Origin of the sequence: Pontibacillus salicampi, assembly GCF_042434395.1 — a bacterium.
Classification (GTDB): Bacteria; Bacillota; Bacilli; order Bacillales; family BH030062; genus Pontibacillus; species Pontibacillus salicampi.
Genome location: NZ_JBHLTP010000003.1, coordinates 726,219 through 745,967, shown reverse-complemented (window position 1 = coordinate 745,967; position 19,749 = coordinate 726,219). Strand labels below are relative to the sequence as shown.

General features: G+C 42.1%; 20 protein-coding genes. 3 read left to right on the top strand and 17 right to left on the bottom strand.

Going from position 1 to position 19,749, the window contains the following annotated elements:
• Window positions 1–18 precede the first annotated feature (18 nt).
• The 10 genes from ACFFGV_RS05215 to ACFFGV_RS05170 are packed head-to-tail and all read right to left on the bottom strand — an operon-like array spanning window position 19 to window position 9,281.
• The gene (locus tag ACFFGV_RS05215; protein WP_377345524.1) at window positions 19–993 is read right to left on the bottom strand and encodes a quinone oxidoreductase family protein; all 975 of its coding nucleotides are present in this window, start codon (window positions 991–993) and stop codon (window positions 19–21) included.
• A gap of 11 nt (window positions 994–1,004) precedes the next feature.
• Window positions 1,005–1,790 (bottom strand): enoyl-CoA hydratase/isomerase family protein, encoded by a 786-nt coding sequence (locus tag ACFFGV_RS05210; protein WP_377345522.1) that lies wholly within the window; start codon window positions 1,788–1,790, stop codon window positions 1,005–1,007.
• Between the two features lie 12 nt (window positions 1,791–1,802).
• Entirely contained in the window at window positions 1,803–3,566 is a 1,764-nt protein-coding gene (locus tag ACFFGV_RS05205; RefSeq protein WP_377345521.1) for an acyl-CoA dehydrogenase FadE, read from the bottom strand.
• A complete protein-coding gene (locus ACFFGV_RS05200) occupies window positions 3,541–4,296 on the bottom strand; it encodes a 2-phosphosulfolactate phosphatase (RefSeq protein WP_377345520.1) in 756 nt (251 codons plus the stop codon). Before ACFFGV_RS05200 ends, ACFFGV_RS05205 begins: the two co-directional genes overlap by 26 nt.
• A 1-nt stretch (window position 4,297) precedes the next feature.
• Window positions 4,298–5,350 carry a phosphotransferase family protein gene (locus tag ACFFGV_RS05195; protein WP_377345518.1) on the bottom strand — a complete coding sequence of 351 codons (1,053 nt, stop codon included), beginning with the start codon at window positions 5,348–5,350 and terminating at the stop codon, window positions 4,298–4,300.
• 12 nt (window positions 5,351–5,362) lie between these two features.
• Window positions 5,363–5,758, bottom strand: a complete 396-nt coding sequence (locus ACFFGV_RS05190; protein WP_377345517.1) for an acyl-CoA thioesterase — start codon at window positions 5,756–5,758, stop codon at window positions 5,363–5,365.
• Window positions 5,759–5,776: 18 nt separating this feature from the next.
• Complete coding sequence (locus tag ACFFGV_RS05185; RefSeq protein WP_377345516.1) at window positions 5,777–6,664, bottom strand: 3-hydroxyacyl-CoA dehydrogenase family protein; 888 nt, start codon at window positions 6,662–6,664, stop codon at window positions 5,777–5,779.
• Window positions 6,657–7,241, bottom strand: coding sequence for a TetR/AcrR family transcriptional regulator (locus ACFFGV_RS05180; protein ID WP_377345515.1), 585 nt, complete (start codon window positions 7,239–7,241; stop codon window positions 6,657–6,659). The genes ACFFGV_RS05185 and ACFFGV_RS05180 overlap by 8 nt, the downstream gene beginning before the upstream one ends.
• 35 nt (window positions 7,242–7,276) lie before the next feature.
• Window positions 7,277–8,056, bottom strand: coding sequence for an SDR family oxidoreductase (locus tag ACFFGV_RS05175; RefSeq protein ID WP_377345514.1), 780 nt, complete (start codon window positions 8,054–8,056; stop codon window positions 7,277–7,279).
• Window positions 8,046–9,281, bottom strand: a complete 1,236-nt coding sequence (locus tag ACFFGV_RS05170; protein WP_377345513.1) for an acyl-CoA dehydrogenase — start codon at window positions 9,279–9,281, stop codon at window positions 8,046–8,048. Before ACFFGV_RS05170 ends, ACFFGV_RS05175 begins: the two co-directional genes overlap by 11 nt.
• Window positions 9,282–9,446: 165 nt before the next feature.
• On the opposite strand from ACFFGV_RS05170, the gene ACFFGV_RS05165 reads away from it, so the two are divergent.
• A complete protein-coding gene (locus ACFFGV_RS05165) occupies window positions 9,447–9,632 on the top strand; it encodes a hypothetical protein (protein ID WP_377345512.1) in 186 nt (61 codons plus the stop codon).
• A gap of 358 nt (window positions 9,633–9,990) precedes the next feature.
• Here the strand turns inward: ACFFGV_RS05165 and ACFFGV_RS05160 are convergent, their stop codons facing one another.
• The gene (locus ACFFGV_RS05160; RefSeq protein WP_377345511.1) at window positions 9,991–10,410 is read right to left on the bottom strand and encodes an Lrp/AsnC family transcriptional regulator; all 420 of its coding nucleotides are present in this window, start codon (window positions 10,408–10,410) and stop codon (window positions 9,991–9,993) included.
• 120 nt (window positions 10,411–10,530) lie between these two features.
• Here ACFFGV_RS05160 and ACFFGV_RS05155 point away from each other — a divergent pair, with 120 nt between their 5' ends.
• A complete protein-coding gene (locus tag ACFFGV_RS05155; RefSeq protein WP_377345510.1) occupies window positions 10,531–11,289 on the top strand; it encodes an MBL fold metallo-hydrolase in 759 nt (252 codons plus the stop codon).
• A 344-nt stretch (window positions 11,290–11,633) separates the two neighbouring features.
• Here ACFFGV_RS05155 and ACFFGV_RS05150 read toward each other — a convergent pair whose 3' ends face one another.
• From ACFFGV_RS05150 to ACFFGV_RS05125, 6 genes are all read right to left on the bottom strand, one after another.
• Window positions 11,634–12,548: an RluA family pseudouridine synthase gene (locus ACFFGV_RS05150; RefSeq protein ID WP_377345509.1), complete on the bottom strand. Its 915-nt coding sequence runs from the start codon at window positions 12,546–12,548 to the stop codon at window positions 11,634–11,636.
• Between the two features lie 135 nt (window positions 12,549–12,683).
• On the bottom strand, window positions 12,684–13,394 hold the full coding sequence (locus ACFFGV_RS05145) for a LutC/YkgG family protein (protein ID WP_377345508.1): 711 nt from the start codon (window positions 13,392–13,394) through the stop codon (window positions 12,684–12,686).
• A complete protein-coding gene (locus ACFFGV_RS05140; RefSeq protein ID WP_377345507.1) occupies window positions 13,391–14,821 on the bottom strand; it encodes a LutB/LldF family L-lactate oxidation iron-sulfur protein in 1,431 nt (476 codons plus the stop codon). The genes ACFFGV_RS05145 and ACFFGV_RS05140 overlap by 4 nt, the downstream gene beginning before the upstream one ends.
• Window positions 14,822–14,835: 14 nt before the next feature.
• On the bottom strand, window positions 14,836–15,549 hold the full coding sequence (locus tag ACFFGV_RS05135; RefSeq protein WP_377345506.1) for a (Fe-S)-binding protein: 714 nt from the start codon (window positions 15,547–15,549) through the stop codon (window positions 14,836–14,838).
• 81 nt (window positions 15,550–15,630) lie between these two features.
• Window positions 15,631–16,338: a FadR/GntR family transcriptional regulator gene (locus tag ACFFGV_RS05130; protein ID WP_377345505.1), complete on the bottom strand. Its 708-nt coding sequence runs from the start codon at window positions 16,336–16,338 to the stop codon at window positions 15,631–15,633.
• A 76-nt stretch (window positions 16,339–16,414) separates the two neighbouring features.
• On the bottom strand, window positions 16,415–18,001 hold the full coding sequence (locus ACFFGV_RS05125) for an L-lactate permease (protein WP_377345504.1): 1,587 nt from the start codon (window positions 17,999–18,001) through the stop codon (window positions 16,415–16,417).
• Between the two features lie 446 nt (window positions 18,002–18,447).
• On the opposite strand from ACFFGV_RS05125, the gene ACFFGV_RS05120 reads away from it, so the two are divergent.
• Window positions 18,448–19,683 (top strand): MFS transporter, encoded by a 1,236-nt coding sequence (locus ACFFGV_RS05120; RefSeq protein WP_377345502.1) that lies wholly within the window; start codon window positions 18,448–18,450, stop codon window positions 19,681–19,683.
• The last annotated feature ends 66 nt before the right edge of the window (window positions 19,684–19,749 follow it).

Here is a 19,749-nt window from a genome sequence, read left to right as displayed (position 1 = left end):
CTTTCTTTCCCTCCATATTTACGGAACAAGCACAAGCTTTCCTTTTGTCTTTCTTCCCTGCATCAGTGCATGTACATTAGCCGCTTCTGCTAATGGATACACTCCCCCAATAATTAAACGGAGCTCATCCTTTTGCAGTAATGTTAACAGCTCCTGCAGACTTGATTGAAACAGCTTCGGCTTCTTCATGATTTGAGGTAGGAAAAATCCTACAACGGATAAATTACGGTTCATCAATCCTGATAGGTACATCTGAGCTGGGTTTCCACTTGCTACTCCATATACGACAACTCTTCCGAATGACCTCATGCACTTAACGGTTTCGTGAAAAATATCTCCTCCTGCCATTTCTAATGCCACGTCCACGCCTTTCCCGCCTGTAGCTTCTATGACTTCTTCTCGCCAATTCTCTTTCGTATAATCAATCGCCACATCAGCTCCAAGCTCCTTAACAAGAGCAAGCTTCTCCTCACTGCTTGCTGTGGCAATAATCGTTCCAGCCTTAAAATAGTTAGCCAATTGAATAGCGATTGAGCCAACACCACCTGCTCCCGCGTGAATGAGAATGGACTCCCCTTCTTCCAAGCGTCCCATCGTTTTAATAATGTGATAAGCGGTTAGCCCTTGGAGAGGTAATGCTACTGCTGTCTCAGGTGTAACTCCTTCTGGTATAGGAATAAGCGATTCCGCAGGGGCACTGACGTACTCAGCATACCCGCCCTTTTCGATTAAAGTTACGACGCGATCTCCTTTTTGAACATGGGTTACTCCTTCCCCTGTTTCCTCCACGATGCCGGCAACCTCTGCTCCTGGGATAAACGGTAATGGAGTAGGCACGACATAAGCACCTTCTCTTCTGGCTGTATCTGCATAATTGACTCCAATTGCTTCCACCTTTAGAAGTACTTGCCCCTCTGAAACTGTTGGAGCTGATACATCTGTGACCTCTAACACCTCTGGACTTCCGTATTGCTCAAATTGAACCGCTTTCATTTTACCCCTCCTTATTTTCCTGTGAATTGAGGCTTTCTTTTTTCACTAAATGCTTGTACTCCTTCTTCATGATCTTCTGTTTGAATCATATACGTTTGAGCGGTTCTTTCCTGCTCTAATATAGATTCTAAGCTAGAGATTTCTGCTTGATGGACTAATTTCTTCATCATACCAATTGCATGGCCTGGTGCCATTGCTAGTTTTTGAACATATTGTCTTCCCATCTCCTCTAATTGCTCTTGAGGGTAAAGCTGATTTACCAGACCTAACTCTTTGGCATAGGAAGCTGATATTGGTTCAGCGTTGAATAAAAGCTCCTTTGTTTTATAGGGACCTAATTTCTTCGTCAGAAAATAAGTACCTCCTCCATCAGATATTAACCCTACTTGAGCGAAGCTTAATACAAACTGACTTTCTGCTGCTGCAATGATTTGATCACACGCTAAAGCAAGATTCCACCCAGCCCCAGCTGCAAAGCCATGAACGATAGCTACAACAGGCTTAGAGCAGCTTCTTATCGTAGTTATTAATTCATTGAGTTTCCCAATATGTTCATACACTTGACTCGTTTGGGCCTGGTTCATCTCTTTGACGTCGCCTCCTGCTGAAAAGGAACGGCCTGCACCTGAAATGGTAATAACCTTAATCACTTCATCGTGCTCTGCTTCAATAATGGCATGCTTCAAGCCATTAATCATGTCCTCACTAAACGCATTTAACCGGTCTGGTCTATTGAGTGTACAAGATAAAATGGACCCTTCTACTTCAATGGATAAGTGTTCATTTCCTGTTAACATAATATTTCCTCCCTAACATACATATTTTTTCTCTCGAATGAACGTATCCGCAATAGACCTTCCAGTAGGTAAACTATCTGCGGATAAATATTCATTTATTCGAGTGGAGATTGTGTGGATAAAATACTTTTGTATGTCCCCTTTTAGTAAGGGCATGGCAAGTTCTTTAGCATTTCGTTCGACTTGCCACAGCTCCTCTCTTATGAAGAACATGGTAAGTTCTTGTTTACAATCGCTCTTTTCCCCTGCCTTCAATGTACGCAGAACAGCTGATTCAACTCCATAAAGGGAGATCGCTAAGTTTGCTAGCCTCATTAACAATTCCTGCTCCTCTTTCATTGCTTCCCCGTATTTCTCATAGGCGGCTCCAGCGCAAACTAAAAATAGGTTACGAATTAGCGTTACTGCGCTCTGCATTTGTTCCGAAATGGATAAATCCTCTAGCGCTGTACTATGTTGTTGTAAATCAACTTGCGCTTTTTCCATTACAGACTTGGCATCAAACTCTCCTTTTGCCGCCTTTTTAAAAAATACTCCAGGTATTAGCAGTCGGTTGATTTCATTTGTCCCCTCAAAGATACGATTGATGCGAGCATCCCGATAAGCCTGCTCTATTGGATATTCCTTTATAAAACCTGCCCCACCTTGCAGCTGTACTCCTTCATCCACCATCTCGTCCAGCGTTTCCGAACCCATTACCTTACATATAGCAGATTCTAGAGAATGCTCGTTCATCGCCTTGGCAATGGTTTGGTATTCGTCTGACTCATATAACCCCTCTAGAGCTCCTTCGACTAGCCCACCTGTTCGATACATAACCGCTTCTGTTGCATATAGACGACTTCCTAATCGCGCAATTTTCTCTTTTGTTGCCGGAAACTCTGCAATAGATTTCCCGAACTGCTTTCGTTCTGTTATTTGCTCTAGCGTTTCCTTCAAAACCGACTTGGCTGCTCCGGTTGTCGCAAAACCAAGGTTATACCGCCCGAGATTTAACACATTCAAGGCAATGAGATGACCCTTTCCTACTTCTCCCAGCAGATTTTCAACAGGGACATGGCAGTCTTCCAATATGACAGAGCAGGTAGAAGACCCTTTAATTCCCATTTTCTGCTCTTCTGGACCAATGGTAAGTCCAGGGAAATTCTTTTCCACAATAAAGGCAGAGAAATGTTTGCCGTCTACTTTGGCATAGACAATAAACGTATGAGCAAAGCTCGCATTCGTAATGTAGATTTTGGTTCCATTTAGAACATAGTGAGTTCCTTCTTCATTTAATACAGCGCTGGTCTTGGCAGATAGTGCGTCTGATCCAGCCTCTGGTTCAGTTAAGCAATAGGCACCAATATACTCACCAGACGCCAATTTGGGCAGGTATCTCTCTTTCTGTTCCTCTGTACCGAAATACGTTATAGGCAGTGTTGCAATACAGGTGTGATTGCTGTGGGCAACTGAATAACCACTTGCCCCTCCAAGGGACCCTCCCACAATTCCTTTACTGACTTTATCAAGACCAAGCCCTCCGAATCGTTCAGGTATGCTATGGGCGAGCAGTCCTAATTCTCCAGCCTTTCTCATTAGCTTAGCTACAAGGGGAAAATCCTGGTTTTCAATCCGCTCCTTTTGAGGAATAACTTCTTTTTCTATAAATTGCAGCGTAGTTTGTTCTATCATGCGCTGCTCATCGGTTCGATCCTCAGGAGTAAAAACGAGCTCTGAAGAGGTGTCTTGTACGAGAAATTGTGCACCTTTACTCCACTTCGCTACTGTACTCATGATTTGTTACCTCCTTAATCGTCCCTCGTGTCTTCTCATAAACAGGTGCAATAGTGTACTTATTTAATGTAGCCACATATTGAATATCCTGCTCTAAACCAAACTCCATCAGCATGTTACCTACTCTCGTTTCCGTCAACAGTCTGTATGGGTTCAGTCGATGAACCCGATATAGGTGCCGCGCGGTTAGGGCTGCATCAGACAGCATTAGCTCCTCTTTCTCTGACAACGCTTCCACCAGAGCACCTGCGCCAAAGAAATCCTCCATACTGAAGGAGCCCCCAGAGCCTGAGCAGATTAATACAATCTCTTCGTTCTGCTCCTTTAAGATAGATTCCGCCACCGCATCAATGTTCAATAAAGAGCACAAGTATAGTGGGGAAGCATTAGCTGCATTTCGAATCGCCACTGTCCCATTAGTAGTCGACAAAATAAGCCGTTTGTTTCGAATATTATTTCTGAGCCACAGTGGATTTGGTGGATGAAACCCTTCAATCGTTATCCCATTGTACTTTCCAGATATGATAGTATCCTCTACAGGGTAAATTCTCGCCTTATCACGCGCTTCTTCCTTGTGCAGTACAGGGATTACTTCCTTTGCACCATTTGCCAAGGCAGAAACAATAGAAGAAGTTGCTAATAATACATCAAAGACCACTGCCACAGATTGCTTTGACCATTTCCCGGCTTTTATATCTTCTTTTTTCATGACTACATGTACTTTACGCACGTTATAAGCCTGCCGTTTCTTCCGCATAATCGAGCAGATGGTTAACAAAATGGTTCATACCGCGAAAACGCTCATCATTTGTTTGACCGTTTTTATAACGATAGTAAATTTGCTGGACGATTCCAGCGAGCTTGAAATAGGCAAAGGTGAGGTAGACATGTATTTGCTCCACGTCCCTTCCGCTCTTCGCAGCGTATCGCTGGAGAAATTCCTCTCTTGAATAGAACCCTGATTCTACCGTCAAAGGTGCCTTACCTAAGCCCGTTTTAATTTCTGATGGGTCAGATGGCTCCATCCAATAACTCATGGCTACTGCTAAATCAGCCATTGGATCTCCAACTGTTGTCATTTCCCAATCAAATAATCCAATCATCTTTCCATAATCGTTCCTATCAAACATTGCGTTATTCAACTTATAATCGTAATGAATAATCGTGCTTTCTGCTTGGGTAGGAATATGCTCTGACAGCCATTGCTGTAAACGTTGACCTGAACGAACATCATCTGTAAGAGCACGATTAAATCGTTTAATCCAACCATGCACCTGCCTTTCCATAAACCCCTCCGGCTTTCCCATTGCTTCAAGCTCAGTCCCCTCATAGGACAATGCATGGAGCTGTACTAACCTATCTACCATCTCCTCAGAAATAGCTTGACCCAGCCTTTGAGTATCCCTCGTTCCCTCCGGCCATTCTGTATCTAATACGACTCCATGCTTGCGCTCCATTAAAAAGAAGGGAGCTCCAAGTATGGAATCCTCTCCTAGTAAAATAGGCTTTGGAGCAGGGTCAAATTTACTGTGAAGCGCTTTCAAAATAGTATATTCTCGTTTCATATCATGAGCCTTTGGTGCAACTGGACCAAGCGGCGGCCTGCGAAGAACCGCTTCCCATTCTCCAGCCTCTAGTTCGTAAGTTAAATTGGAATGACCTGCACCAAATTGCCGAATACGAAGCTGATGATTCCTTAATTCAGGAATTTGGTTAGCTAAATATTCACTCAGCACAGCTTTGTCCAATTCTTCTCCTTTTCTAACAGGTATTGTGTCCTCCATTTTCATTCCTCCCTACGCCATCATCACATACCGTTCCAAATTGCTTCTTACTTCCTCTGACAATGGTTCACTCTTCTGTGTCTCAAAGTTAAACGACACAATCGTAGACTCCGCTCTTGCAATGACATTCCCGGTTTGTTTATCCAAGACTATCTGATCTAATTGAAAGCTAGAGTTACCAATACGACCGATTTGGCTCTCGATGGATAAGGTTTGACGAAAAAAAGCTTGACTAACAAAATCACATTTTGTTGAGGCTAAAACATAGTTCCATTCTTCTCCTAGAATGCGAGCATCATAGAAAAATTGAATACGAGAATCCTCTAAATACACAAAATAATTTTTGTTATTTACATGTCCAAGCATATCTGTCTCACAAAAACGAACAACTATCTCATGCTTATGCATCGTTTTACTTCCCTTCTATTATCGTTTCACTTTACCGGCTTCATCATAGACGTAAAACCCTTTACCTGTTTTCCTGCCAAGCTCCCCTGCTTTCATTTTTTGAACCATTGTTTCAGAAGGTTTATCCTCTGGATTACCCGTTTCAGCAAAGTGCTGCTGCATTACATAATATCCAACATCAATACCGGACAAATCCATTAGCTCAAAAGGCCCAAGAGGATGACTTAGTGCTTTTTTCGTAATCGTATCAATATCTGTATAGTCAGCATAACCGTTCTCATAGAGGTACATTGCCTCTTTTTGTATGGCAAAGAGAATACGATTGGCAATAAAACCAGATATTTCTTTATCAAGCTGAACTGGGGTCCGATGTATTGCTCTGCATAGCTCCATAGCTGTGCGGAGCGTTTCAGAGGATGTATGCTCTCCTTGGACAACCTCCACACAATCCATCACGAGTGGCGGATAAAAAAAGTGCATGTTACATACTCTATCCGATCGGTTTGTTGCATCGGCAATTAAGGAACTAACAATGGTAGAGCTGTTAGTAGCAACAACGGCATGAGGAGGTGCTAAATCATCTATTTGAGCAAATACCTCCCTTTTCACATCTAACTTTTCTACCACTGCTTCAATTACAAAATCAGCTTCGATTGCCGCCTCTTCTAAACTCGGGGTAAAGGAAAGCCTATGAAAGGCAGCCTGTTTTTCCTCCTCGGTTATCTTTCCTTTTTGAACCCATTTGCTCATAATGGACTGAAGCGTTGTGTGTGCTTTATCAAGTGATGCCTCATTAATATCCTGTAAATACGTGTTAAACCCGCCTAAAGCCGCGAGCATGGCAATTTGATGTCCCATACTCCCTGCGCCAACCACCGTTACCTGTTTAATAGATGGATTACTCATCTATTTCTCCTCCTTTCGTTTGTATCCCTTCTATAATCATCCTCATATAAATGTCAGTTAATTGATCTTCTGAAACTTCTCCGTCAGGCTCAAACCAAAAGTAACTCCAATTAGCAACGCCTAAAACGGCAAAGGAAAGCATGTCTGCCCTAAGATCCCTTCTGAATTCTCCCTCGTCGATACCTCTCTGAATAATTCCTTGAATATTTCGTTGAAACTCATGTCTTTTTGGAAGCACCTTGGAAGTATGATGTTCATTCAAATGCTTCATTTCCCGAAAAAACACCTTTGCGCTTTGAACACCGTTTCGGATATTACGAATAACCATCTGAACATTATCGTGCAGTTTTTCTTGATTCGTTTTGCTTTGATTGTCAAGGATCGCTTTCTGCTGCTCTAACAGTCCTTCAATAAAGCGAAGGTGGATGTGCATCAATACATCTTCTTTATTAGTGAAATAATAGTAAAAGGTTCCCTTCGTCACTCCAAGCTCCTTCGTTATATCCTCAATAGAAGTTTCTCGAAAACCATGTGCTCCAAATAGTGCAATGCTTGTATTGATGATTTTTTCTCTCATGTGTACGTTCTCCTTGTTTGTTGGATTGTTATCGTTTAACAGGATGCATGCATGCCGCCGTCGACGACCAGTACATCCCCTGTGACGTAATTTGAAGCATCAGATGCTAGGAATAGAGCTGCCCCCTTTAAATCCTCCTCGCTTCCAAATCGATTAAGCGGGGTACGATCTAGAATATAATCTCCCCCTTGCTCTAACACTACCTTCGACATTTTCGTAGGGAAAAAACCTGGGGCAATAGCATTGACATTAACACCATACGATCCCCACTTTACAGCTAGATCCTTTGTTAAGGTGATGATTGCTCCCTTACTGGCATTGTAGCCAACCGTTTCCATAAACCTGGAATCCGCTCCGCCAAGACCTGCAACAGATGCAATGTTAACGATTTTGCCTGACTTCTGCTCTACCATTTCTCTTCCAACTGCCTGAGACATGAGAAACGTCCCTGTTGCATTTACATTCATCACCTTGTTCCATGCATCCAATGGCATGTCAAGAGTTGGCGCCCCCCATGTAGCACCACTGTTATTGAATAGAATATCAATGGACCCAAATTGTTCCTTAGCTTGTGCTACCACTTCCTCAACTTGAGCCTGATTCGTTACATCGCAGGCCAGTGCTAGGGTTTTATTACCATACTGCTCCGATAGCTGATTCGCCACCTCCTCACATGCTTCTCGTTTTCGAGAGCATAGCACGACATTTGCCCCAGCATCGGATAATGCATCAGCAATCTGGGCGCCAAGACCTCTTCCTCCACCCGTAATAATTGCCGTCTTTCCTGTTAAATCAAACAAGTGCTTAACTCCCACTTGGAATACCTCCTGTCATTTCATGCTTTTGCAGCTCCAACTTAGCAATTTGTCGACGGTGAACTTCATCTGGTCCATCCGCAAGCCGTAATGTTCTGGAATTAGCCCATTGAGCAGCCAGTGTAAAATCATCACTAACACCTGCAGCACCATGAGCCTGAATAGCCCGATCCAGCACCTTCAGAGCAATGTTCGGTGCGACAACCTTTATCATAGCGATTTCTGTTTTGGCCTTTTTGTTGCCGACTGTATCCATCATGTAAGCGGCCTTTAACGTTAATAACCTTGCTTGTTCAATTTCAATTCTAGAGTCAGCAATCCATTCCCTTATAACACCTTGATTCGCAAGCGATTGATGAAATGCTTCTCGCTGTTGTACACGCTTACATAAATCATCAAGCGCTCTCTCTGCCGCACCAATCAGTCTCATACAATGATGGATCCTGCCTGGTCCAAGTCGGCCCTGAGCAATTTCAAACCCCCTGCCCTCCCCAAGAATAATGTTTTCCTCGGGAACTCTTACATTGTTAAAATCTATTTCCGCATGGCCATGAGGAGCATGATCATAACCAAACACTGGTAATAATCTAGTGATAGTAACACCAGGTGTATCGAGCGGAACAAGAATCATCGATTGCTGCTCATAGCGCGGGGCATCAGGGTCGGTTTTCCCCATGAAAATAGCAATCTCACATCTGGGATCTCCTGCACCAGACGACCACCACTTTCGGCCATTTATGACATACTCCTCTCCAACTCGTTCAATTCTTGCTTCTATGTTGGTTGCATCTGAAGAGGCCACGTCCGGTTCCGTCATAGAAAAGCAAGAACGGATTTTTCCATCTAATAGCGGCTTCAGCCATTTCTCCTGCTGTTGTTTACTGCCGTAGCGGTAAAGTACCTCCATATTTCCTGTGTCAGGAGCATTACAATTAAACACCTCTGGACCAAGCATGGAACGCCCCATTTCTTCACATAACGGAGCATACTCAAGGTTTGTCAGCCCAGCCCCATTGGCTGAGTCTGGAAGAAATAAATTCCACAATCCTTTTTCCCGTGCCTTTTGTTTTAAGGTTTCCATAATAGGAGGGACAGAGGAGAACCTCGTATCTTGAGCATTTAATTGTTCTTCAAATACAGCTTCATTGGGATATACATACTCCTCCATGAACCATCTAACCTGATCTCGATATGCCTTAACCCTTTCTGAATAAGAAAAATCCATTAGTGTGCCTCCTTCGAGAAACATACTGACTGGTTAGTATGTTTTGATTTCATTGTACGAATACTTTTCTGAAAATTCAAGCATTATCTCTTTCAAAGCAAATTCAGAACATTTCGGTATTATAGTGTACTTTCATCATATTATGTAAGGAAAGGAGGGATATGTATGGATCGCTTCGAGGTGTTGATGGTAGCTTGCATCCTTGCTGGCTTCGCTTTAATTCGAGTTCCTCTTGAAGGAACCTTCTTGGAGTCTGTGGAGCCTGTTACAACCGTAATCGGCATTGTCGCCATTTTACTATTCTCCTTATTCCTGTTGTATAAAGGTGTCAGAGCTATGTTAGGCAAATAACAGAAATACAAAGACTCAGCTACCAAGCTGAGTTTTTTCTCATATATGCGGTAGGATAATCCATATTATAGAGAGATAATGGAGACTTTGTTTATAAATGGGTGAGAAATACTCATGGAGGTGCATTGATAGATTAGGGGTAGCTGCGTTTTCCTTTGGACGTGGGGGGGTAGGAGAGCTATCGCAAGCAGTTCAGCAACAAAGAGGATAAGTAAACAATCTTTAATACTTTCTCTATCCAAAGACAAATCCCATAAAGAAGAGGGCAGAATCTAAGCTGTGCCTTCTGTCCCTTCCCTCCTGTTATCTCTAGCAGCTCCCTCAATACACTACACGTTTTTACAAATCAGCTTAATAATTATGATTTTGTTTGGCTCACTACTATGGATAATTTATAGCTCACCTGTTTAGATAGATCAACTAAGAAGCTATCCAGTTCCTCGTTAGAGGGAAAACGGCATTCTAGTAAATAGCAGCCTTCCCCGCTTATTTTGAAATTGTTCCTTACATATGGTTTATAAATGTCCAGTACTTGGAAATAATGCTGGTGCTGGAGGCTTTTCGTATAAATATTAATAAAAGCATGAACAGGAAGACCAACCCTTTGCTCATTCACCTTTACAGAGTAACCTTCAATGATACCAGCTTCCTCTAGCTTCAAGACTCGTGTAGAGGCTGCTTGGCCTGTTAGATGAACTTCTTCTCCTAATTGTTTCATGCTAATCCTTCCATTTTCGGATAGAACTTTTATTATTTTTTTATCTGTATCATCTATCAACTTTCCCATTCCTTTCACATTTCAAGTAAAAGTGATGTAACTCTTGATTTTATGTATGTATGCCTTTCGTACGTCTATTTTATACTAGGGAGGAATTAGATTAAAAGGAGGCTGCCTCATATGAATATTCAATTGGTCCGTAACGCAACGCTTCTTATTACCTATGCAAATAAACGCATTCTCGTAGATCCATTTTTCGCTCAAAAGGAAACAATGCCTGCTTTTCCGAATACACCGCATCAGCATCAAGCTAATCCGATTGTTGATTTACCTGTTTCAGTAGAGGCTTTAGTGGACGCAGATGCTGTCCTAGTTACCCATTTACACCCTGATCATTTTGACGAAGCCGCCCATAATGCTCTTCCTAAACAAATTCCAATCTATGCTCAGAACGAGGAGGATGTGATCGCTATTAAGGAGAAGGGGTTTGGGAACGTTTATAGCTTAGAATATATTACTAAAATTAGCGATATTTATGTGTCCATTACAGCTGGACAGCATGGTCATGGAGAGATAACAAAAATGACCGGAACAGTTTCAGGATTTGTGTTTGCACATCCACAGGAGCCCACCTTGTATGTGGCTGGAGATACGGTATGGTGTGAGGATGTAAGCCACAATATTCACACATACCACCCCGATGTTGTAGTAGTGAATGCTGGTGCTGCTCAGTTTTTAGAAGGTGGACCTATAACCATGACGAAAGAAGATGTCGGAGCTGTATATCAAGCTGCACCTAATCGTTCTATTGTCGTGACGCATATGGAGTCATTGAATCACTGTCTTTTATCAAGAGATGAATTAAAGCAATATCTTTCAACACATAATATGGAGGATCGAACCTTCGTCCCAGATGACGGTGATGTGTTGCCCTTTTAAAGCTAGTGCGGAAATCGCTCATTATAGCACCACATCCTTTTATCAATGACCTAACATCTATGTGGGTACTAGAGGGGATGAACTATTCTAAAAGTAATTCCAAATAAAGAATGCCTCCCCTTTTAGGTAAGGGAAGGCATTTTTTTGGCTCTGTCATCGCTTGTCGTTCATTCCTAATATAATATCCTTAAATGTAAGCTTTAAGTTTTGTAAAAATAGCAAGGAAAGTGGAATGGAACTGCGCTTTCCATACCATACCTTCCTCGCAAATTAATAAGCAGATCTTCCCTATCTCGAAATCAACTCTCCCAATTATGATATATAGGCCAACCTAACAGTGTCTATTATTTTATATAAGCTTCTACGTTGCCTGGAAAAATTGGTGGGTTATCTGTAAATGGTGCCATGCAGGAAATGGTCTCTCCGCTTATAGGATGCGGGAACTGGATGTGTCCAGCGTGTAAAGCCTGTCGTGTACCGTTTGGACCTCCATATAGCTTGTCTCCAAGTAGTGGATGACCTAAATAACTCATATGGACTCGTATTTGATGTGTTCTACCAGTCTGGAGCTGAAGCTTTACTAGTGTTGCATTTTTTTTAGCATCGTAATGTATTACTTCATAGCTCGTGGTCGCATGTTGTCCCTTAGGAGATACTCTTCTTCTGGTGGGATGATGACGATCTTTCCCAATCGGCTTGGTGACCTTGCCTGTATGATGCTCAAGCCTTCCCTTCACAAGGGCCATATAGGTACGCTTGATGGCACGGTTCTCCAGTAACCGATCCATTTCTGCTCCTGCTAAAGCATGCTTGGCAAACAGTACAGCGCCTGTGGTATTCTGGTCTAATCGGTGTACATGTCGGACTTTGGCATGTATTCCCGTTTTTTTAAAATAATGGGCAACCTGGTTGGCTAGTGTATCCGTTTGGTCTGCTTCATTCGGATGAACGTTAATACCAGCCGGCTTATTGGCCACAAGCACATGATCATCTTCCCATAATATGTCTGGGCTCTTTTCAGTAGGTATAACTCCTAAATGCTCCTCTTGAAAAAGACGTACCTGAAGCAAGTCACCCGCATGGACACGATTTGTCCACTTTACCTGTTCTCCATTTACCGTTACCCCCTGCTCCATTCTTAGCGCGTGTAACTGTTTTTTAGGGATATGAAGGTGGTGCTTTAATATCTCTTCTAATATAGCCTCCCATTTCTGAGGCACCGTAATTTCTAACCATTGTCCTAGTTTTTTTAATTCCATATAGTCACCTGCTTTTGCTTCTTTATTAGCCTCCCCTCATTAAATCATAGAATAGGTGTAGAAGCGAACCTAGCTCTAGCTCTCTAGCTAGAGCGCCATATTCAAAATAAAATTGAAAAGGGGCATCTCCCTTTATCATCTATTCTCTACTAATATGTAAGTTACCTCTACTGGCCCATGTACTCCGACAATTAGATTCATTTCAATATCTGCACTATTACTTGGACCTGTTATAAAGCTTACACAGGACGCAACACCATGCCCTTCTTGCTCTGCTTCGTGTATATGCTTGGCTGCCTGAGTCATCCTCGGGACAAGGGTGCTTTTAGGGATAATGGCTATGTAGGAGCGAGGCAGTAAGCTAATCGCTCTACCATTACCGCTGTTATTAAACAACGTCACCGTCCCGGATTCTGCTAGCGTTATATCACTAAAGGTAATTCCCACATCTGCACTCTCTGCATAATCGAGATTATATTGACCATCCGCTGAATTCCATATATGACAGGTAATTCCTTTTTTCTGTAAATCCTCATATAAAGAAGAGATTCCAAACGTTTCATTACGGCTATCATCTGAAGCAATAATTCTCTGGCCTTTAAGCTCCTCTATCGTTTCTTGCAGCACTGTATGAAGATTTTCAGCATTAGTACGTTTACAGGTGGTATGAATGGAATGGCACTGTAGCTCAAGTTCATCTGCCAGTTCATCCTGACTATGGTGCTGAAAAACCTGCCATTGTGGCATGAGGCTTGAAGAGGGTCTTTCTACGTTCTTTGTTTTTCGCTCTCTCCCTAAGTGTTGTGCCACATTATTCAGAAACCGCTCTCTATTTTGTATTGTCATGAGGAGCCACCTCCATTTCGCTTTCTTTCCTTAAACCATGTTCGAAATTGTTGTTTACTGGGAGCGGGAAAGTCACGAACATCGGTCCAGCCTTTTAGGGGACCAGGACCATTCGATATGGTTTCATCCACCGTCCATGGCTTTAATGCCATTCTGGCCATTTTAGTACTTAGCTTGTAGGCAGCTGGATGTGAAGCCCATTGAGCAAACCCTTCCATCATGAGCTGCTCTGTTTTTGGTGTCTGTTTTTCTTTTTCTACTATTATTTCTCTATGACGAATTAATTGCTCATGTAATGGTATTTTTACTGGGCATGCCTCTGTACAAGCAGCGCACAAGGAGGATGCATAAGGCAATTCTTTGTGATCCTCATAACCGTCTAACAGCGGTGTCAGTACAGCACCAATAGGACCAGGGTAAACCGAGTTATACGAATGTCCCCCAACATGACGATATACAGGGCAGACATTTATACAAGCTGCACACCTAATACAATGGAGAGCTGATTGAAACTCTGTACCTAGTATTTTAGAGCGTCCATTATCAACGATGACGAGATGATACTCTTCTGGTCCGTCTACTTCATCTTCGAGCTTTGTCCCAGTAATAGCTGTCACATAGCTTGTTAATTTTTGACCAACCGCTGCTCTCGTTAGAAGACTAACCAATACTTCCATGTCCTCCCATGTTGGAGCAATTCGTTCCATTCCCATGACAGAAATTTGTGTTTCAGGTAGCGAGGTAACTAGTCTAGCGTTTCCTTCATTAGTTACAAACGTAATAGCTCCTGATTCTGCAACAGCAAAATTACAACCGGTAATTCCAACGTCTGCAGAGAGGAATTCCTTCCTTAATTGCTCTCGAGCAAAGGTGGCAAGCTCTTCAGGTAGATCTGAGTTTTGGTATCCTTTTTTACTAGCAAATGTCTCTCTAATTTGCTCTTTATTTTTATGGAGTGCTGGAGTTACGATGTGAGAGGGTGGATCCTCATCCATTTGTAGAATCCATTCACCTAAGTCTGTCTCCACTACCTCACTGCCCGCCTCCTCTAAGGCTTCATTCAACCCAATTTCCTCCGTTACCATTGATTTGGACTTTACTACCTTCTTTGCTTCCTTTTTCTTTACAATGTTTTGAATGTATTCGTTTGCTTCTTCTGCTGTCTCTGCAAAAAAAACATGTCCACCCCTTTTAGCAACTTGTTCGCTAAGCTGATGTAAGTAATAATCCAAATTCTCTAACGTGTGGGTTCTGATTTCCTCTCCTTTTGTTCGCCAATCCTCCCAATTTCCAAGTTCCTCAGCCGCATTAAGTCTCCCTGAGCGAAAACGACCTTGAGCTGATGATACAGCTCCTCGCATGAAATCATTTTCTATGCCCTTTTGTATTCTTTCTTTATAGGAAATTTCCCCTAATTTAATTGGCATGTTAATCCTCCTTTCTAGCTGTTCAATACGTGACTAATGTGGAGCGCTTTTACGTTTCGGTTGTCTCGACTAAGTCTCCCTCCGATATTGAGAAGACATCCCATATCCCCACCAATTACGTATTCCGCTTCTGTTTCTACAATATGCTCTGTCTTCTCCTTCACCATTTGCTCTGATATTTCTGGATTTTTCACGGCGAATGTACCTCCAAATCCACAGCAATCTTCACACAATGGCAGCTCTTTAACGGTAATCCCCTCTACATGCTTCAGCAGAGTAAGAGGTGCATCCTTCACTCCAAGGAGGCGACTCATATGACAAGATGTATGGTATGTTACCGTTCCATTAAATGTGGCACCCACGTCTACGCATCTCAATACATCGACAATGAATTGAGTTAATTCATAAGACTTTGCAGCAAGATTGTTTGCTTCCGCTTCCCATACAGGATCATCTTTAAAAACATGTGGATACTCTTGAAGCATTGCCACACAGGAGCCAGACGGACCGACAACATAATCAGAATGCTGAAACGCTTTCATCATTTGCTTCATTGCTTCCTTCGATTTGGTGACATACCCGCTGTTATATGCCGGCTGCCCGCAACATGTTTGTAACTCTGGAAAATCCACCTCACACCCTAACTTCTCTAAAAGCTCTACCGTATCCTTACCAACATCAGACGAAACGATGTCACACAAACACGTAATAAATAAAGACACTTTCATATACAACCTTCTCCCCTCTTCGCCTGCAATAGACAGGTCATCTGATGACTTAGCTGCAATAGGGACCTATCGCGGTCCTTGCTACTCTATATATTTAAATAAGGCTTCTTCCACTTGCGTTAAGTGGAACAGCATTAGTTCCTGTGCCTTGTCCCCATCCTGTTTTTCAATAGCCTGATAAATCAATTTATGTTCTTCTAGCAGCTTAAAGGTCTTCTTTTCTGAATGAAACCAAAGCTTTCGTGCTTCTCTCATAGCTTCCATCATAATTTCCGATACGCTGTTCATTAAATTAATAAGCATATCGTTATGTGTCGCATGCGCTATGGCTAGATGAAAGTCGAGATCCGCTTTTTCCCCAAGCTCCCCATTACCATTCGCCTCCTCCATATCTACTAAAGCTTGGTGCATAGCGCGGAGGTCTCCCTGATTATGTTCTAGCGCTGCGGTATAAACAGCTCCCACCTCTAGTATTTTTCTAACATCCATCAACTCTTTTATATCTTTTCGTTTCATGATGAATGCAATCGAGACTGGGAGAGAGAACTTGGTAGGATCAAATTCTTTTACAAAGGTTCCCTCCCCTTGCCTCATTTCCAAAATACCAGTTGCTCGTAATGCACTTAGTGCTTCTCGAATGGCAGAACGACCGACATTATAATTTTTTGCTAGTTGCTCGACAGAGTCCAGCTTATCACCAGGACGGATATCTCCTTTTTGAATCATTTCTAACAGAGAATCTGCTACTTCTTCATATATTTTTCTTGTACGTATTGGCTTATATTGCACGTTCATTTCCTCCAAATTCCAAACCAGCTTGTATATATTGTAAAACAATTCACTACAATTAGAAAGCTTCAGCCGTTTATAACAGTTGCAGTAATAAAAAGCCTCCGATGCCTGCAACAAGTCCATACAACAAAGCCGGAACAAGCGTTTTTCGAATAATATCTCCTTCTTTGCCCGTCAGTCCTACAACAGCAGAAGCAGCAACCACGTTATGTACACAAATCATATTTCCTGCTGCAGAGCCCATAATCTGAGTAGATAACACTACGTCCGGCATCATACCCGTTTCCTTTGCAATACTATATTGAATGGGCGAAAACGTTAAAGTAGATACTGTGGCACTACCTGTAATAAAAGCTCCTAATTCTCCTAAATAAGGAGATACGAATATCCACATCGAGCCAAAGGTTGCTGCCAATGTCTGAGCTATATATTGAGGCATACTGATCAAATCCTCTGCATTGATTCCAGAGTTCGTAAACACCTGGACCAAAGCTAGTGTGGAGAGTAGTGCCAATGCTGCATTTTTCATAGATCCTAATGATTGCTTTGAGGCACTCCAGAAATGATGTAAGGATTTCCCCTGGATAAACACAGCTAATACAGCAGCTAATACAAGAATACTTCCTGGAGAGTATAGTACTTCCCAGCCAGATGATATAGCCTCATACCCTAAAATATTATTCCAACTTAAATCAATCGTGTTTAACGTGAATTGTTTTATCGGTGGGATAATTCTAGTTATTAATAATAGTACAATAACGATTAAATAGGGAAACCAGGCTCTAACGAGTCCCATTTCAGATTTTTCTGTTTCTTGGCTAAACCCATCACTTAATGCATCCTGCCACACGTTTTTAGGAAGCAACACTCCCTTCCTCGCTGTTAATGTAGCCACAAATAAACCTGTTAATGCCGCGAGAATAGAAACAAATTCATGTCCGAATAGAAACGCATACAACAAGGCTGATAAGGAATAGGTTAAACCTACCAGTAACGTCCAAGGTAACAAGGCTACTGCATCCTTCATTTTTTTCCCTTGTCCGAAAAAGATTGTCAAAATCAGCACAAGAGCAAACGGAACAAATGTTGCCCCTAATAAGTCGATAGCCGCTATTCTAATCCCAATGTCCTGATAGAATGATAGATTTGCACCAGGTATATTACTTAGACCTACCTGTATGGGAGTACCTACAGCTCCATAAGATACTGCTGAGCTATCGGCTATCAAGGCAAGTGTCGCAGCTGCCATCGGAGTAAAGCCAAGAGCCACCATTAATGGTCCCACTACTACTGCTGGCGTTCCAAAGCCTGCTGCCCCTTCAATTAACGATCCGAATAAAAAAGCAACTATTACAACCTGCACTCTCATATCAGATGAAACACTTTGGAACCCCTGATTAATTCGTTTTACTGCCCCTGTATTTCGAAGCGTATCCAATAGCACCATAGCGCCAAACAATATAAATAATATAGTTAACGCTTTATGAGCTCCTTGCAGAACAGACGCCCCTATTACAGGGAGCTCTACACCCCAAATTGTAACCGCTAACAAAACAAGAATTAGTGCACTAAAAAACATACCTTTCTTTGCCGACATCCTCCACAATACAAGAAACACAAATGGTGCAATAATAGCACTTAATGCCGTAAGCAGCAGCATTTCATCTCCTCCTGTCCTTTAATCTAAAACGCTTTCATAATTGGATAAATGCATAACAGGTCATCAGATGACCTGTTATGCATTTTATTGTATACAAAGGAGACACCAATATCAACAATAATTTGAAATTATTGTCTGCTTGTTTCCTTAAGATTTCCATTAGGATCTTTCATATCAAGATGATTTAACATATTAGTGAACAAAATGACTTTTGCAAGCCATTATTAGCCTCCAGGAGCAATCTTTAACCATTCAGCTCACCTACTAACAGCACCCATATTATCTCGAACTCACGTTTTTCACATAAAAATGATATATAGGAAAAACGTCAACACGGATGAACAAAGAAAAATTTTTAAAAACCGTTCATTTGCCAAATACCGCATTGGGTATTAAAATGCATAAGGAGATGTTACCATAATCAAAATCGAAATGAAGGGATATACATGAATCATTGTGATACATCTGCACAAATAGGGATAAAGGAAAATGTCATAACTTTTTCCTTACTACTAATAATTAATGTATTTGTAGGTGCTATGGTCGGATTGGAACGAACGATCCTCCCAATATTAGGAGAAGAAAAGTTTGGCTTGGTATCGACAAGCGCTGCACTTTCCTTTATTGTGAGCTTCGGCTTTTCCAAAGCTATTGTTAATTTCTTTGCAGGAAGTGTGGCGGATCGGTTTGGACGTAAACATGTATTACTGTTCGGTTGGGCAGTCGGACTAGTCGTTCCGGTACTCGTGATGGTGGCGCATGCCTGGTGGGTCATTGCGGTTGCCAATATATTTCTCGGTATCAATCAAGCGTTAACATGGTCGATGACGGTGAATATGAAGGTTGATCTTGCAAAATCATCACAACGGGGATTGGCCGTTGGTTTAAATGAATTTGCCGGTTATGTTGGCGTTGCTCTCCTGGCAGTCATATCAGGTTATGTAGCATCCACTTTTTCGTATGGTCCAGAGCCTTTTTATATAGGAATAGGAATTGTTATTGTTGGTTTCCTATTATCATTATTGGTAAATAACACGGAAGAGCATCTATCGGTGCAAACTAACGAGCATAAACGTAGTTCACAGACCATATCTACTTTGGACGTTTTGAAAAAGACAACCTGGCAGGATAAATCGCTATCCAGCAGCAGCTTTGCCGGATTGACGACCAATTTGAAAGATGGAATGGCCTGGGGATTATTCCCTACCTTTCTTGCATCAGGTGGGTTAACTATTGCTCAGGTGGGGACTGTGGTAGCAGTGTACCCTGCAGCTTGGGGGGTATTCCAACTCTTTACAGGCATATGGAGTGATCGGATTGGAAGAAAGAAGTTAATTGTAGTCGGTATGTTCGTACAGGCTTTTTCCTTATGGTTTATCGTATTCGTACAGGCGTATTGGCTATGGATTATCGGAGCAGCCATGCTAGGTGTTGGTACAGCCATGGTCTATCCTGTTCTTATTGCATCGATTAGTGATGTTGCCCATCCTCAATGGAGAGCCACTTCCTTGGGTGTGTATCGATTTTGGAGAGATAGTGGATATGCATTTGGGGCAATCATAGCAGGAATAGTCGCCGATACCCTCTCGATTCACTGGGCAATTGGTCTTGTCGGTGGACTCTCCCTTTTGGCAGGGGTCCTCTCCTTCGTTAGGATGAAGGAAACGTTGGTTATTAAATAAGTCGATTTCTTCCCCTCCATGTTCATGGAATACTAAGAAGAAGTCTTATCAATAGACTTCTTCTAT